Source organism: Mesorhizobium sp. YR577, assembly GCF_900116595.1.
GTDB lineage: Bacteria > Pseudomonadota > Alphaproteobacteria > Rhizobiales > Rhizobiaceae > Mesorhizobium_M.
Genome location: NZ_FPBI01000017.1, coordinates 46,067 through 61,461 on the forward strand (window position 1 = coordinate 46,067; position 15,395 = coordinate 61,461).

Here is a 15,395-nt window from a genome sequence, read left to right on the forward strand (position 1 = left end):
GTCTCGGATATAGTGGAAGACAGACGTTGTGAGCAATACAGATTTAAAGACCAGAAGGGCGCCGACGCTCCCACGGTATGATCTCGATGGAGTATCGAAACACGAAATGGCTGGACCGCACCGCACATCTGCTCCCGTTCGTCGTCGTCGACAGGCAAATGATCAGGCGGAGCCCATCGATCATGTCGCGCCGCAGCGGTCTTCGACGCGCAACGCCGGAAACGACCAGCTCAACAACCGCTTGTTCTTCCGGCTCTTCCAGCTGGGCAACGAATTGCAGCGGAAGTCGGTACAGCAACTCGGCATCACCACGGTGCAGTGGGCCCTCCTCGGCGCCCTCTCCCAGGGGAAGTTCGCGGACGGCATCCCGTTCGGGCAGCTCGGTGACTACCTCGTCGTGACGCGGCAGAATCTCGACAGTATGATCAAGCGACTCGAGCGGGATGGCCTTGTGCAGCGTGCAGCGGGTTACCGGCAACGGGGACAAGCGCGCTCGCCTCGTCCAGCTTACACCGTGTGGACAGAATTACTGGAACGAGACGCTTCAACGGATCTATCAGTTTTACGACCAGGCGACGTCCCACTTCTCGTTCGACGATCGCGTGGCATTTGTCCACTATATCAATCAGCTTCAGAAGGATCTCGGCAGTGTCGATCAGCCGCCGGAAGAGGTCCCCAAGCGAAACGGCAGCTGATCACCTGTCAATTGCGCAGGTCCCGATCCTATTGAATGAGAGGCTGCGGCACGGCCGCAGCCAGCCAGTGCGGTCAGCCCGACGCGGCCTGCAATCAGCGAAACCAATAATCTAAGCGGAGGAATTCGAATGGCAAAAGGCTACTGGATTGCATTGGTCGATATCGACGATATCGAGGCCTACAAGGCTTACGTGACGGCGAACGCGATCCCGTTCAGGAAATACGGCGCTCGCTTCATTGTGCGCGGCGGCGCTGCGAACAATGTCGAAGGAACGGTGCGATCCCGCACGGTGGTCATCGAATTCCCTGACTATCAAAGCGCGCTCGACTGCTACCACTCGCCCGATTACGCGCAAGCCAAGGCTCTCCGCGTCGACGTTTCAAAGGCGGATATCGTGGTTGCCGAAGGCTATGACGGTCCGCAGCCGGACCCGACCACGTCGACGCAGTAATGTCATCGGTTCAAGAGTAGCTTGGCCGAGGACGGCCAAGGCTCAATCGGCTCTCCCATGGAGAGAGCCGATTATTCGTTTTGCTATTGAGGCCCACTCACAAGGTGCCCCGCCGAAGATGGATACCACATGTTCGAATCGTGTACGGCGCGCTCTGAAGGCTGTCGTCATTCGACATCCGCTTGCGTTGCCAAGGGATGCCGCGCCGGTAGTGCCACCATCAGGCCCCATGAACCTCCATCGGAAGAGAAGGGTCCGCTGCCCATTCTTCGAGGGACGCGTCATAGACCGCAACATCCTGCTCGCCGAGCAAAGTCAGGGCCAGCGCATCGGCACAGGCAGCAATTCCTCCGCCGCAATACATCACCTTGCGGCCGGGGCGTAAAAGAACCTCCGAGAGCCGTTGCTGAAGAGCGGGAATTGATAGGAAGCGGCCGGAAGCAGGATCGACGAGGGAGGATGCGGGCACATTCAGGCTTCCGGGGATTCTGCCTGGACGGGCGTAGCTTTTGGTTTCTGTCGCTTTGAAGTCGCTCGCATCGAGGGCGTTGACGAGGCAGGCGCCGCCCTGTTCCACGAGGAGCCGCACTTCGCTCTTCCCGACAAAGAGTTCCGGCCGATCCCGCGGCACGAAGGCCGGAGCGGTGACTTTCTGAGACGGTTCGGCAGTCGTCGGCCGGCCTTCTGTGGTCCGGGCAGCAAATCCGTCGTCCAGAACGGCTGCCTGATCAAGCCCGTAGGAGCGCATCACCCACCAGAGACGAGACGCCCATACACCCGATGCGCGGTCATATATCACCACACGCGTCTCTGAGCCGATTCCCAGTCGCTGGACGGATGACGTGAATAGCGTAATGTCAGGCTGCGGAAAGCGACCGACGGGCGCCGAAAATTTCGATATCAGATCAGCGTAATGGGACCCGGGAATATCATGAGCCTCCCGGCTGTTCCCGACTGTCCACTTGCCACCGGCTACCGACTACCGACTACCGACTACCGACTACCGACTACCGACTACCGACTACCGAAGGTGGAGATATCAGGACGGTTGCGTCAAGGACGCCTGATTTCGGGATCATTGAGATGTCGGGCCAGCCACTCGGTGGAAACAAGCGGGGTGGGGTTCGTATTTTCCATGTTAATTCACGTCGCGTCCGTGTTTTGGTTTATCGGAGTGGTTTCGGCATTCGCTCGCGGGCTGTGGGAAAACATTTATCCACCTTTCAGCGGGAATAGATTGCCCGGCATGTGTCCTGGGGAAAGCGTCCGCCACCGGACATTCCCTCGAAAGCTGTGTTCGTAAAAGCAACGACCGTGAGCTCTTCACTCGGATCGGCAAACCAGGAACGACCATAGGCCCCGCCCCAACGCCAGGTCCCCTCGGATTCCGGAGTTCCGGCGATCGTTGGATCAAGCAGAACCGAAAAGTCTAAACCGTGACCCCAGCCCGGCCATCCGACGACTGGAAGCGCACCGATCTGGTTGCTGCTCATGTCGCGAACGCTCTCGGACGAGAGGATAGGTTCACCACCGAGGCGCAGAGTTTCCAGAAGTCGCACCGTATCGCCGGCGGTGCCAACCATACCCGCGCCCCCCGAAGGAAACGCGTCCTTGTCGAAAGTGCGGGCTGGTGACATCGCGACTTCCCCCAGGCCCGGCATTGTCGGGATCAGGTCATCTTCTTCCATCCGTCGCGGGCGCCGTTGACTGTCGGCATAGGCGATCGCCAATCGCTCGGGATCGTTCACGGTGAAGCCGGTGTCTGCGAGGTTCAATGGTTGTGTCACCAGAGCTTGAACCGCTTCAACCAGACTGGCGCCCGTCACCTTCTCGATCACGGCGCCGACAACATCGATAGACAGTGAATAGTTCCAGGCCGTGCCCGGTTCGAACAGCAGGGGAACCGAAGCCAGCCGGCGGATATTCTTTTCAAGTGTCAGGCTGCGGATTTCGGTGAATCGGGACAGCCATTTCAGCAACTCGCGGACACGCGTTTCGCTAAGTCGCGGACAGCGGGTTCGATCGAATTCCGCCTGCCTGGTTGCTGTTAGGAGTGATTGATTTCGTCTATTTCGACGCCGGTCAAGTGCGTTGGTTATGCGGTGGGCGTTGTGAACAATACGGTCTAAGATCGCATCAGCCAAAGTGGCCTCGCCGATCATCTCATGCCAGGCGGCCACGGTAATGGGCGACCGTCTTTGGCGACGCCAAAATGACGACCGCGCTGCTCGACCGCCTGACCCACCGTTGCCATATCCTGGAAACAGGAAACGACAGCTTCCGCTTCAAAGCCAGTTCGGCAGCCGCGGCACAAAAGAGAGGAGAAAAAGCCAATCCCTTGACCAAACCCTGATCAGAAAACCATACTCAGAGGTGGCTCACTTCTCGGTGGAAAAGCTGGCTCAGTTCCGCGTGGAAACCAACAAGAGGGCTTCAAAAAGCACTGCAGATTGACCACCAAGCCAGACGCGCTCTTCCGCCTAAAAGACCCGATGGCTATAGTCGGCGCCTGTTTCTACTCGGTGACAATCTCTGCGCTTCAAATACGTCACTTAAACAGGGAAGATCCATGTCTTCTTGATATTTTGCTACGGCAATTCAGCTTTCACGCGCTCAATTTCCTTGATACGAGCGAGATGGTCCATCTGGAAGGCTCGGTAGCTGGCAATATCAGCAACCGCTATACGCAACAACAGATCCGCGTCCCCTGCCATCAGATGGCATTCCGTCACTTCTGGGAGCTGCTGTATTGCGGACGCGACCCGTTCGATCGTTTCGCTGCGCTGATCTTTCAGCCAACGCAGGCGAAAACGGTCAGACCGGCACCGACCTTTTGCGCGTCGAGCAGCGCGGCATATCGTTCTATCACGCCCGCTTCCTCGAGCAATCGAATACGGCGATGGCACGGAGAGGCAGACAGTCCGACCTCACGCCGAGTCTTTCATCACAGGGTGGGAGCCCTGCGATAGGCCGATCAGCGACACACGTCGAGCTAGGCCGCGTGGATCGGCAAATCCTTGCGCGGCTGCAAGTGAATGGACGCATCAATTACGGGGAGCTGGAGCGAGCTCATATCGGCAACTCGGATGTCAATTTGATTTTCTGCATCGGGATCTCCGTCTTGACGCTTTGGACACCCTTGATCCGCGTGAGGTGGTTGATCTGGAACTGGCGATAATCATCAAGGTCGGCGGCAACAATGCGCAGGATAAAATCACAGTCGCCAGCCATCAGATGGCATTCAACGATCTGAGGCAGACGCTTAATCTCATCCGTGAAGTGGTCCACGGTATCAGCATCCTGGCTGGTCAGCCATATCCGTGCGAATACTGTCAGGCCCATACCGATCTTGGACGCATTGAGAAGCGCGACATAGCGCTCAATGATGCCCGCCTCCTCAAGCAACTTCACGCGGCGCAGACACGGGGACGGTGAGAGTCCGACCAATTCGGCGAGCTCGGTGTTTTGAATCCGGCCATCCTTTTGCAGCTCCCTGAGTATTCGCCGATCGACATCATCCAATTTGCTCAAGGTTCCCTCCTGCCGTACGCGAGGCATTGAATATCACGAATTCCACAATTCACTTATTCCAATGCCAAAATCAGTCCAAATTTGAGCATAATAGCCACCAAATGCCAAGCGACCTCATGTACGATTTAGTCAAGAGCGCGTTAAGAGTCGCCGAGGAGGGAACTGGTAATGGGAAATAATGGCATATTGACTTTCGATGTAGAGAAGCATCCGTATCCGGTCTCCACGGCGGAGCGGGATGTCTTGTTGCAGAATCCTGGATTCGGCAGGATTTTCACCGATCACATGGTGACAATCAGATACTCGGCAGCAAAGGGGTGGCATCACTGGAAGATCGAACCCCGCAAGGCGCTCGATCTTGATCCTGCGACCATCGCGCTCCATTACGCTCCTGAGATTTTTGAGGGGCTCAAGGCCTACCGCCTGCCCGATGGCGTCGAGGAAGACGACCTGTGCGCAACCCTCCCTCTGCCCTTCGGCCTGGGCGGCAAGGCTTGCTGCGTAGTTGCCGCCACATTTGGCCGCGCCAGTCCCGCCGGGCGCCGCGCGTGTGAAATTCTCCGAAACCCAAAGCGTGACGGCCGCAGCGCCACCTTTGAAATACGATGCGACAGGCGAGGCGATGACGCAGAACAGATATTCGGTGGCCGGCTTTGTCTCCAGAGCGACCTCGGTACCGATCATGAACGGTCGGAGATAAAGCGAAGCTCCCTCCGCGGACGGTATCCAGTCGCGGTCGATCCGAACCAGCCCGCGACAGGACTCCACGAAGAACTCTTCAGGCAGCGCCGCCATCGCGAGGCGGTCAGCGGAATTGCGGAAACGGCGTGCATTCGCGTCAGGGCGGAACAACGTCGCCCCGCCGTCGAGCGGCGCTGGGTGGAAGAGCTTGGCGGCATGAACATCTTTTTCGTGTTCGACGACGGCTCGCTTCAGACACCGCCGCCGACTGGAACGATCCTGCCGGGCATCACCCGCGACTCTCTTATTACGCTCGCCCGTGGCATGGGTCTGACGGTGCGGGAAGAGGCGTATGCGATCGACCAGTGGCAGGATGATGCTCGAAGCGGTGGGGTGACGGAAGCCTTCGCGTGCGGGACGGCCGCCGTAGTCACGCCGATCGGCAAGGTCAAGGGTCGCAGCCACGACTTCACGATCGCAGACGGCAATCCTGGCCTGATCACCCAGCGCCTCAAGGCGGCCCTGACCGATATCCAGTTCGGTCGCGCCCCCGACCCCCATAGCTGGCTCGACCGGCTGTTCTGAGCAGGCTTGGCCGCATCACTCCGATGCGCCTTGAGCATTCCGCAGGTCCGAAAACCGTCCAGCAAGCACCGATCTTTTGAGAGCTGCGGACGGTCAGCGTTTCGACATTTCGACAGTACCGAACACAGCAAAAAGAGGGAAGTCATGACACAAGAGGCCGTTGCTCTCCGAGAGAACCCTACGCAGAACAAGATCAAGGCTGCGCTCGACGATGCCTTTACGCGCACCGACGGACGAATTTTCCTTGGCGGTGTACAGGCTCTCGTCCGGTTGCCGATCATCCAGATTCAAAACGATCGTGTCCGCGGTCTCAACACCGCGGGATTCATCTCAGGCTATCGCGGCTCTCCCCTCGGGTCCTACGACGCCGCGCTGATGAAGGCGAAGAAATATCTCGATCCGTACGAGATCGTCGTTCGGCCGGCCGTTAACGAGGAGCTGGGGGCAACCGCGATCTGGGGCACGCAGCAACTGCACCTTTCTCCCGGTGCGAAGAAGGATGGCGTGTTCGGTATCTGGTATGGGAAGGGCCCGGGTGTCGATCGCTGCGCCGACGTCTTCAAGCACGGTAATGCGGCAGGCACGTCGAAGCATGGCGGTATCCTCTGTCTCGCCGGTGACGATCATGGCGGCAAGTCCTCACCTCTGCCGCATCAGAGTGACCAGGCGCTCATGGCGGCCATGATGCCGGTGCTCATTCCCTCGGGTCCTGACGAAATCGTCACCATGGGCCTGCTCGGCATCGGCATGTCGCGCTATTCGGGCGCCTGGGTTGGCATGAAGGTGATCGCCGACACCGTCGAGGCGAATGCCGTCGTCGACCTCGACGGGGAACGTCGCGAACTGATCCTGCCGACCGATTTCGAGATGCCGGCTGACGGTCTGAACCTGCGCTGGCCTGACGACCGCGTCAGCCAGGACCGCAGACTGCATCTTTACAAGCTGGACGCTGCGACGGCCTTCGGAAGGGCGAATGGGGTGGACCGGGTGACGCTCCAGTCGCCGCGCACGCGCCTCGGTATCGTCGCCTCGGGCAAGGCGCATGAAGAAGCGCTCGACGCGCTGACGCTGCTCGGCATCGACCGCGAGCTTGCCGCCAGGATCGGAATCTCCGTTCTGAAGATCGGCATGGCCTGGCCGCTCGATCCGGTGATGGTCGAGCGCTTTGTGCCGGGCGCCGAAGAAATCCTCGTCGTCGAGGAGCGTCGCGAGATCATCGAACATCAGATCAAGCAGCAGCTCTTCAATCAACGACGCGACACCTGGCCACGCGTGGTCGGCAAGACCAACGAGAAGGGCGAACTGCTGCTGCCGCGATACGGCGATCTCTCGGTCGAATTGATCGCGAGGACAATCGCCGCACGGCTTGAGATGATGGAAATCCCCGACGACATCATCGGTCGTATCCGCTCCCGCGCGGATGCCCTTTCCGGCCGCCGCAAGGACATGGCGCAATATGAGGCGCCGGTCTCTCGCCTGCCCTATTTCTGCGCCGGCTGCCCACACAACACCTCGACAAAGGTCCCCGAAGGAAGCCGCGGTCTCGCGGGCATCGGCTGTCACTGGATGGTCCAGTGGATGGACAGAAGCACCGAAACCTTCACCCATATGGGTTCGGAGGGCGTAACCTGGGTCGGCGCCTCTCCCTTCACCGACGAGAAGCACATCTTCGTCAATCTCGGCGACGGCACCTATTTCCATAGCGGCATTCTGGCGATCCGGCAGGCGGTCTCGGCGAACGCCAACGTCACCTACAAGATCCTGTTCAACGACGCCGTGGCCATGACCGGCGGTCAGGCGTTCGATGGGACTCTGAACGTACCGACGCTCTCGCATCAGGTGGCCGCCGAAGGTGTAAAAGAGATCTACCTCGTCTCCTCGAACCCGGAGGCGTTCGACAAGAACACCCTTGCGCCCGGTACCGTCGTCAAGCACCGCGACGAGTTGGATGCCGTGCAAAAGCACCTTCGCGAGGTGCCGGGATGCACCGTCATCATCTATGACCAGGGCTGTGCCACAGAGGTGCGCCGCAAGCGGGCAAGGGGCAAACTGCCCAAGCCGCAGGAGCTCCCATTCATCAACTCTGCAGTTTGCGAGGGATGCGGTGACTGCTCGGTGCAGAGCAATTGCGTTGCCATCGAGCCGCTCGAGACCGAGATGGGCCGCAAGCGCGAGATCAACCAGTCCGTCTGCAACGTCGATCTGTCCTGCCTCAAGGGTTTCTGCCCGTCTTTTGTTACGGTTGAAGGCGCAAGCCCGAAAAAGCCCGGCAGCACGAAAGGACCGGACGCGATTTTGCCGGAACCCATTATGCGAGCCGTGTCCCGTGAGCCGTTCAACATTGTTGTGACCGGTGTTGGTGGAACCGGCGTTCTGACGGTGGGCCATATTCTTGGCATGGCGGCGCATATCGACGGCTCCGCCTCCATGGTTCTCGACATGGCTGGCCTGGCGCAGAAGGGTGGCGCCGTCACCAACCATGTACGGATCTCGTCGGACGTGGAGGCAGTTCGCTCGCCACGCGTCGCAACCGGCGAGGCGGATCTTCTGATCGCCCCCGATATCGTTGTCGCGACCGCGGCGACGTCGATCGAGCTCTTCGACGAGACGCGCGCCTATGGCGTGGTCAATTCCCATGTCACCCCTGTTGCCGGCTTCATCGCCAACCGCGATTTCGACTTCCGTCAGCACCTGATGGTGAAGCGCCTGAGCGAGCGGCTGCACACGCCTGATTTCGTGGACTTCCAGCAGTTCGCCATGAAGACGCTGGGGAATGCGATCGCGGTGAATATGATGATGGTCGGCTATGCCTGGCAGAAAGGCGCCCTGCCGATCACGGAGGTGTCGATCCGTGACGCAATCACGCTGAATGGCGTCCAGGTCGACTTCAATCTTGCCGCCTTCGAATGGGGTCGCTTCGCGGCCGCCTATCCCGACCGCGTACAGGAAATGCTGACCGAAGGACGAAAAAAGCCTGTCGCCGAAATGAGCCTCGACGAGATCCTCGATCACCGCACGCGGCATCTGACAGGGTACCAGAATGCGAAGCTCGCCGCGAAATATCGTGAGCGGGTCGAGCGGATCCGTGCCGCGGAGCGCACCGTCTCCGACTCCGACCGCCTTATGAAGGCGGTGGCGATCCACTACGCCAACGTCCTTGCCTACAAGGACGAGTATGAGGTTGCCCGGCTTTACACCGCGCCCGAATTCCGCCGCGAGCTCGAGCAGACTTTCGACGGCAGGCCGACGCTCAAGTTCCATCTCTCGCCGCCGCTGCTCGCCCGCAAGGACCCGAACACGGGACGCCCCAAGAAAATCACGTTCGGTCCCTGGGCACTGTCCCTGTTCGGCGTGCTGGCGAAGGCCAAGTCGCTGAGGGGAACCCCGTTCGACGTGTTCGGCTACTCGACCGAGCGCAAGCATGAGCGCGAGCTCATCGCCCGCTACGAGGAGGCGCTGGATATGATCGCCGCTGGCCTCAAAAAGGAAAACCATGCTCAAGCGATCGCGCTCGCATCGGCACCGAGCGCCGTGCGCGGCTTCGGTCCGGTGAAGGAGCAGGGCTTCGAGAAGCTAAACAAGGATTGGCCGGATCTTCTGGCGAAGTTCCGCGAACCGCCGACCAGGTCCAACAGCGGCAAGCAAGACCTCGAAGCAATGTCGGCCTGATCAAGCGGCTCCGGGAGAGAATTGCCATGTCCAGATTGGCCCTGAAATCCAGCGACGGCATCGTTTTGCCGCCGTCCTTTTGCGCCTGGCTGTCAAAGACGAACGACCTGACAAGCCGTTTTGTCGCAGCTGGGCGCATCCCAGGCTTGATCAACATCGCCGGCGGCCTGCCGGCGCCGGAGACCTTCCCGAGTGCCGAGCTCGCGGAACTCGCTCGCGAGGTGATCCACGACTACCCTCACGAATGTCTCGGCTACGGCCCGACCGATGGCCTGCCCGAACTGCGAGACGCCATCGCCGCCCGGTTCAGCTCGGATGAACTGCATCTGCGCCGTGAGAATGTCCTGATCACCGCGAGCGGGACCCAGAGCCTCGACGTCATCGGCAAGACGCTGATCGAGCCCGGCGGCATCATTGCCGCTCAGTTCCCAAGCTATGTCGGTGCAATGGATGCCTGGCGGCCGCGTGAGCCGCATTATCGCGACGTGGTGTTCGCAGAAGGCGAAGACGATCTGGTGGCGTCTTTCGCCGGTGCGCAATTCGCCTACACCGTACCGAACTTCTCGAACCCGACCGGCAAGCTGGTGGATCTTCCTACGCGCGAGGCCATCGTCGATGCAGCCGAACGAACGGGCGTATGGCTGGTCGAAGACGATCCCTACGGGACCCTTCTTTATGACGGAGAACCACTGCCGACCCTGATCGAGCTTTCAGCGCGGCGGTCGCGAGGCGAGATTTACGATGGTCCGGTCATCTACATGGGCAGCTTCTCGAAGGAGCTGGTTCCCGGCCTGCGTATCGCCTGGATCATTGCGGCGCCGGAGGTGGTCCGTGCGCTCACAACCGCCAAACAGGGGACGGATCTCTGCTCGAGCGGCCTCACTCAGCGTATCGGGCTTGCCGCGATGCAGAACGGGCTGATCGAGCGCATGCGACCAGGTATCGTCGAGCTTTACCGAGAGCGTCGTGACGCCCTCTGCGCAGCCATGACCGAACACCTCGCCCAGTGGTTCGAATGGGAGGTGCCAGTTGGCGGCATGTTCGTATGGGCGACAGCGCGCGACGCCTGGATCGACACCGACCGGCTCGTCGGGGGCGGAATGGAGGCGGGCGTGCTCGTCGGCCCGAGCAGCGTGTTCGATCCGTGGGGCAAGAATCGTCACGCCATCCGTCTGAACTTCACGCTGAACCCACGCGACAAGCTCGCGGAAGGCGTTCGACGCCTCGCGGACGCTGTTCGGAGCATGGGAGAACAGCGGTAACGCGCACGCGCGGTCGGATGACCCAACAACCAGAAAAGCATCTCGCGCCCACACCGCGCGTCAATCCGAGAGAGGAAAAATCGTGGCCAAAGTCGTCGCCATTCACCGCGTTGGCGGTCCAGAGGTTCTATCCTACGAAGACGTCGAAGTGGGAGCGCCGGGACCGGACGAACTGCGGATCAAGCAGTCTCAGTGCGGCGTGAACTTCATCGATACCTACTTTCGCTCCGGTCTTTATCCAAAGCCCCTGCCCTTCATCATCGGACAGGAAGCGGTGGGGGAAATCGTGGAGCTTGGTTCAAACGTGTCCGGGTTCGCCGTCGGCGACAGGGTAACCTACTGGACGATGGAAGGCGGTGGATACGCTTCCGAACGGCTGATTTCGTCGGACATGGCCATCCGGGTGCCGGACTGGGTGAGTGACCAGGTTGCCGCAGCGCTGACGATGAAGGGCCTCACCGCCCAGATGCTTCTCCGACAGACTTACAAGGTAGGGCCGGGCACGGTCATGCTGGTTCATGCCGCCGCCGGCGGCGTCGGCACGATCCTGTCGCAATGGGGCGCATATCTCGGCGCGACTGTCATCGGAACGGTGGGATCTGAGGAGAAGATGCAGGTCGCCCGTGACAATGGCTGCGCCGAAGTGATCGATTATTCACGCGAAAACTTCGCACAGCGCGTCAGGGAAATCAACGGGGGTGAGCTTTGTGACGTCGTCTATGACGGTGTCGGCAAGACGACGGCGATCGGCTCGCTCGACAGCCTGAAGCCGCGCGGCATGTTCGTCAGTTACGGCAACGCTTCGGGGCCGGTTGAGAATTTCAGCATGCTTGAGCTGGCCAAACGCGGCTCGCTTTTCGCGACCCGGCCGATGATGCCTGACTATGCATCGACGCCGGCCAAGCGCGACGCGATGGTCGAAGAGTTCTTCGCGCTTCTGAAGGAAGGCGCAATCCTTCCCCCGCCGATCAAGGAGTTCGCCCTGAAGGACGCCGCCCAGGCGCATCGTGAGCTCGAGGGTCGTGCGGCGGGTTGTCTCGTCCTCGTCCCGTGAAAGCCAGGTAGAAAACGGCCATAACGGCGGAAGCGTCATCTTCAAAATCGAAGGAGGACATCAATGGCAAAAGGATATTGGATCGGTATGGTCGACGTCGACGACCCAGAGGCCTACAAGGCCTATGTCGCGGAGACCGCCAACACGTACAAGAAATATGGCGCCCGCTTCGTCGTTCGCGGCGGAACCGCGACGACGGTCGAGGGTAAAGCAAGATCCCGGATCGTCGTTGTCGAGTTCGCCAACTATGAGACGGCGCTGGCTGCGCGTAACTCTCCAGAATATGCAAAAGCCAAAGCGTTGCGGGAAAACATCTCGCAGGCGGATGTCGTCGTTGTCGAAGGCTATGAAGGCCCACAGCCGGACGACGTCTAGCAACAGCATCATCAGCGTATTCCCGCACGCGTGGCGAACATTCGCTGCCTTTCCGACAAGCCTTGTCCCGGCCCCTGAAATGATAGGTTGCGGGACAGAATCCCCTTTGCTGTCACCTTCAAAAGTCTGCGAATAGCCTAAGTCTCAGGGGAGAGCTCTGTGGATCACAATTGCCTGTTTTGCCGGATAGCTACGGGTGAAATAGCCTGTCATACCGTTTACGAGGACGAGAATGTCCTCGCCTTCCTGGACATTCATGCGATCCGGCAGGGTCACACTCTCATTATTCCGCGGCAGCACTACGCTTGGTTCGAGGAGCTCCCTGAAGCGCTTGCAAGCCGCATCATGATGATCAGCCAACCATTGGCAACCCAGATGAAAGGTCTTTATCCGGTCGAGCGCGTCGCCATGCTTTTACCGGCGTCCATGTGCAGCATGCCCATGCCCATGTGGTTCCCATGCACCATCAGCACGACATCACGTCGACAGCCTACCTGGATCAAGGGACAGGAGGCTTTTCGATGCCTCCTCAGCCGCCCACTGACGAACTCCAGGCGGTCGCGCACACAACCTGAGGGCACGACTGTCAGATGATTGAGACGCGCCCAGGATCCGGTTACTGCCGTAGATGAACCGGGGATCAGGTCGATGATGTCACGCCATAGTGTTGTTCGCGCCCAAACTGCGGACGAGATCATCGCCGTGCGCGACCTCATCCTGGAATATGTCGACGGGCTCGGAATCGATATTGCACGCACGGGCTTCGCTGCCGAGCGCGTGACTTTCCCGGGCAGCTACGCCCCCCAACAGGCGCACTTTTCCTTGCGCGTAGCGATCAAGGGGTGGGCGTCGGCTGCATCAGTCTGCACCGTCTGGATCAGCCTGGTGCCTGCGAGTTGAAGCGCCTCTATGTCCAGGCCGCGGCCCGGCGCGCCGGCGTCGGCCGCGCGCTGATCGAGGAGGCGATCGTGCATGCTGCAAGCCTCGGCTATCGCAAGGTCATGCTCGACAGCTTGCCGTCGATGACATCGGCCATCGCGCTCTACATATCGCTCGGCTTCCAATCGGTGGAGCCTTATTGGGATAATCTGGTGCCGGGTATTCTCTATTTCGGCAGGACGCTCTAACTCCGCCGTGGCGGCAGTGACTAGGCTTGGTCGGTCTGTCCCGATGCCAGCAGGCGGGAGCGGGCAGTAGCCGCCTCGACGGCCTCCGAGACCAGCCGTGGCCAGGCGTCTTCGGCCATCAAGATTCGTAGGGCCTGCTCCGTGGTGCCACCGGGGCTCGTAACGTCGGTTCGGAGCTGGGCGACATCCGCATCGCTGCTGGCCAGCAAGGCTCCTGAACCCGAAACCGTCACCCGCGCCATGCGCCGCGCAATCGCCGGCGGCAGTCCCTGCTCGACAGCGGCGGCCTCGAGCAGTTCTGCAAGGAGGTAGACATAGGCCGGACCACCTCCCGATATCGCGGTGGCAGGATCGAGAAGGCCCTCCTTTTCGACCCAGGCAACCTCGCCGACAGCGGCAAGCAGATTGTCACAGAGCTCGACTTGTTCCGGTGTTACATCCTTCGCCGCGAATGCACAGATAAAGCCCTGTCGGATAGCCGCAGGCGTGTTGGGCATAGCCCGGACCACCGGTGCCGCAGATCCCAGCATCTCACACATGCCCGCGGTCGTGATACCCGCCATGATCGACAGGAAGATCGTGTCGCCGCCGACGAAATGCGCGTAGTGCGGAATGATCTCGGGTGCGAACTGTGGCTTCGTAGCGAAGACGACCACCGACGGGACGAATTCCTCGGGAACTTCGGAGATGTCGCGACAGGCCGTAAGGCGTGCCCTGGTGGCAGGCAGTTGAACTGCGCGCGGCGTCACGACGACGGCTTCTTCAAGGCCGTGATCAAGCACTCCCGAAAGCAATGCACCTCCCATTTTGCCGCACCCAACCAGCAGTATGCGAGGGAAATTCTCCATCATGTTCTTTGACCTTCAACTCAACGCTACTGGATATGCCGGAAAGGACAGCTGCGGGCGCAGCCAGCCGCCACCATCCGCATCTACGAATTAGCACTCTCGCGGCCGTCAGCGGATAATGTCTTTGCATTGTGCTGGCCGCACACTGCGCAGCCGTCGCATCAGTGGACGGTGCCGACATATACCGAAATGGTGATGATCGATAGAAGCGTCGAGACAATGATTGTGCGCGACGTGGTCGAAACATCTCTGTGATGATACTCGGCAAGCATATATGAACCCGTACCGGTCGGAAGAGCTGCCAGGAGCACAGCAGCATTTGTAAACAGCGGCGACAGTTGGAAGACAAACGTTGCTAGCAGGAAAGCGAGGAGCGGCTGCAACAAAAGCTTGCAACTGACAAGAAAAGCCGTAGCGCCCCGCGTAGGCGCCGGCGCCTTTTCCCGCCCTGTGAGAAAAAGGCCGAGAACCACCAGGGCACACGGCGAAGCAGCGCCACCCATAAGCTTGAGATATGTCTCGACGGTTGCCGGAACAGCCACCCCCGTAAGCGGGAACAATGCGCCGAGAGCTGGGGCAACAAGCAGAGGGTTTTTTATGAGCGACTTTCCGACCTTGATGATGAGATGGCGCGGATGGCGCTCCGTCTGCAGGCCTATTTCAACTATTATGATCGTGACGGCGAAGATCACGCACATGGTGATGATCGCCGCGATGGTTGTCGGAATAAGCGCATCTTTCCCAAGCGCGTAAAGCGCGATCGGAAAACCCATGAAACCGACATTGGGATAACCGGCATTCAAGCCTTCGATCGCAGCGTCTGCCAGATGTCCTTGTCGGCTCAGGCTGACAAACAGAGCGAAGGCGGTGCTGACAAGGCCACTGATTGCGAAGACGGCAATGAAGCCCGGCTGCCATAGATCGTGCCATTTCGAATTGGCGACAACATCAAATAGCAGCGCCGGCAATGCCAGCCACCCTCATCACGACCGCGCGGTTGAACGACGTCGATCCCAAGGCCTGGCTCGCCGATGTCCTTGCACGCATCGCCGACCTTCCGGCCTCGCGCCTGCATGAATTGCTGCCGTGGCAGTGGAAGGAAAAGACGACAGCTA

The 15,395-nt window shown here is 60.0% G+C and carries 16 protein-coding genes and 3 pseudogenes; 10 read left to right on the forward strand and 9 right to left on the reverse strand.

All coding sequences use genetic code 11. The features are described from left to right. Positions 1-43: 43 nt before the first annotated feature. Positions 44-487, reverse strand: coding sequence for a hypothetical protein (locus tag BM413_RS33235; RefSeq protein WP_175544410.1), 444 nt, complete (start codon positions 485-487; stop codon positions 44-46). A gap of 337 nt (positions 488-824) precedes the next feature. Between BM413_RS33235 and BM413_RS22925 the strand changes: the two genes are divergently transcribed. After that, on the forward strand, positions 825-1,148 hold the full coding sequence (locus BM413_RS22925) for a DUF1330 domain-containing protein (protein WP_091917181.1): 324 nt from the start codon (positions 825-827) through the stop codon (positions 1,146-1,148). A gap of 220 nt (positions 1,149-1,368) precedes the next feature. On the opposite strand, the gene BM413_RS22930 is transcribed toward BM413_RS22925, so the two are convergent. The 3 genes and pseudogenes from BM413_RS22930 to BM413_RS33705 form a co-directional block, all read right to left on the reverse strand. Further along, a complete protein-coding gene (locus tag BM413_RS22930) occupies positions 1,369-1,950 on the reverse strand; it encodes a sulfurtransferase (protein ID WP_139238641.1) in 582 nt (193 codons plus the stop codon). A 421-nt stretch (positions 1,951-2,371) separates the two neighbouring features. Further along, positions 2,372-3,127, reverse strand: a complete 756-nt coding sequence (locus tag BM413_RS22935; RefSeq protein WP_244537991.1) for a serine hydrolase domain-containing protein — start codon at positions 3,125-3,127, stop codon at positions 2,372-2,374. 117 nt (positions 3,128-3,244) lie between these two features. Continuing rightward, positions 3,245-3,319, reverse strand: a pseudogene (locus tag BM413_RS33705) (ATP-binding protein); the annotation flags it as partial. Between the two features lie 14 nt (positions 3,320-3,333). On the opposite strand from BM413_RS33705, the pseudogene BM413_RS22940 reads away from it, so the two are divergent. Beyond that, positions 3,334-3,501: pseudogene (locus BM413_RS22940) on the forward strand (ATP-binding protein); the annotation flags it as partial. A 235-nt stretch (positions 3,502-3,736) separates the two neighbouring features. Here the strand turns inward: BM413_RS22940 and BM413_RS34030 are convergent. The 3 genes from BM413_RS34030 to BM413_RS33710 all read right to left on the reverse strand — a co-directional run bounded on the left by BM413_RS34030 (position 3,737) and on the right by BM413_RS33710 (position 5,474). Beyond that, positions 3,737-4,054: an Lrp/AsnC ligand binding domain-containing protein gene (locus BM413_RS34030; RefSeq protein WP_280141850.1), complete on the reverse strand. Its 318-nt coding sequence runs from the start codon at positions 4,052-4,054 to the stop codon at positions 3,737-3,739. A 163-nt stretch (positions 4,055-4,217) separates the two neighbouring features. Beyond that, positions 4,218-4,670 carry an Lrp/AsnC family transcriptional regulator gene (locus tag BM413_RS22950; RefSeq protein WP_348272928.1) on the reverse strand — a complete coding sequence of 151 codons (453 nt, stop codon included), beginning with the start codon at positions 4,668-4,670 and terminating at the stop codon, positions 4,218-4,220. A 138-nt stretch (positions 4,671-4,808) separates the two neighbouring features. Beyond that, on the reverse strand, positions 4,809-5,474 hold the full coding sequence (locus tag BM413_RS33710) for a branched-chain amino acid aminotransferase family protein (protein WP_244537992.1): 666 nt from the start codon (positions 5,472-5,474) through the stop codon (positions 4,809-4,811). 84 nt (positions 5,475-5,558) lie between these two features. On the opposite strand from BM413_RS33710, the gene BM413_RS22960 reads away from it, so the two are divergent. The 7 genes from BM413_RS22960 to BM413_RS22990 all read left to right on the forward strand — a co-directional run bounded on the left by BM413_RS22960 (position 5,559) and on the right by BM413_RS22990 (position 13,432). Further along, a complete protein-coding gene (locus tag BM413_RS22960; RefSeq protein ID WP_280141851.1) occupies positions 5,559-5,945 on the forward strand; it encodes an aminotransferase class IV in 387 nt (128 codons plus the stop codon). 144 nt (positions 5,946-6,089) lie between these two features. Continuing rightward, positions 6,090-9,614, forward strand: a complete 3,525-nt coding sequence (locus BM413_RS22965; protein ID WP_091917185.1) for an indolepyruvate ferredoxin oxidoreductase family protein — start codon at positions 6,090-6,092, stop codon at positions 9,612-9,614. Positions 9,615-9,640: 26 nt separating this feature from the next. Further along, positions 9,641-10,876 carry an aminotransferase-like domain-containing protein gene (locus BM413_RS22970; protein ID WP_091917186.1) on the forward strand — a complete coding sequence of 412 codons (1,236 nt, stop codon included), beginning with the start codon at positions 9,641-9,643 and terminating at the stop codon, positions 10,874-10,876. An 82-nt stretch (positions 10,877-10,958) separates the two neighbouring features. Next, the gene (locus BM413_RS22975; RefSeq protein WP_091917187.1) at positions 10,959-11,930 is read left to right on the forward strand and encodes a quinone oxidoreductase family protein; all 972 of its coding nucleotides are present in this window, start codon (positions 10,959-10,961) and stop codon (positions 11,928-11,930) included. A gap of 63 nt (positions 11,931-11,993) precedes the next feature. Further along, entirely contained in the window at positions 11,994-12,305 is a 312-nt protein-coding gene (locus tag BM413_RS22980) for a DUF1330 domain-containing protein (protein WP_091917188.1), read from the forward strand. 648 nt (positions 12,306-12,953) lie between these two features. Then, positions 12,954-13,205: a hypothetical protein gene (locus tag BM413_RS34115; RefSeq protein WP_348272923.1), complete on the forward strand. Its 252-nt coding sequence runs from the start codon at positions 12,954-12,956 to the stop codon at positions 13,203-13,205. Continuing rightward, a complete protein-coding gene (locus BM413_RS22990) occupies positions 13,148-13,432 on the forward strand; it encodes a GNAT family N-acetyltransferase (protein WP_348272924.1) in 285 nt (94 codons plus the stop codon). The genes BM413_RS34115 and BM413_RS22990 overlap by 58 nt, the downstream gene beginning before the upstream one ends. Positions 13,433-13,452: 20 nt before the next feature. Here the strand turns inward: BM413_RS22990 and proC are convergent, their stop codons facing one another. Together proC and BM413_RS23000 are read right to left on the reverse strand one after the other, a co-directional pair. Further along, positions 13,453-14,283, reverse strand: a complete 831-nt coding sequence (proC, locus tag BM413_RS22995) for a pyrroline-5-carboxylate reductase (RefSeq protein ID WP_091917190.1) — start codon at positions 14,281-14,283, stop codon at positions 13,453-13,455. A 158-nt stretch (positions 14,284-14,441) separates the two neighbouring features. Beyond that, a complete protein-coding gene (locus BM413_RS23000; protein ID WP_348272925.1) occupies positions 14,442-15,248 on the reverse strand; it encodes an AEC family transporter in 807 nt (268 codons plus the stop codon). Between BM413_RS23000 and BM413_RS23005 the strand changes: the two are divergent. Next, positions 15,245-15,379, forward strand: a pseudogene (locus tag BM413_RS23005) (transposase domain-containing protein); the annotation flags it as partial. The gene BM413_RS23000 and the pseudogene BM413_RS23005 sit on opposite strands and share 4 nt — an antisense overlap. Positions 15,380-15,395 lie beyond the last annotated feature (16 nt).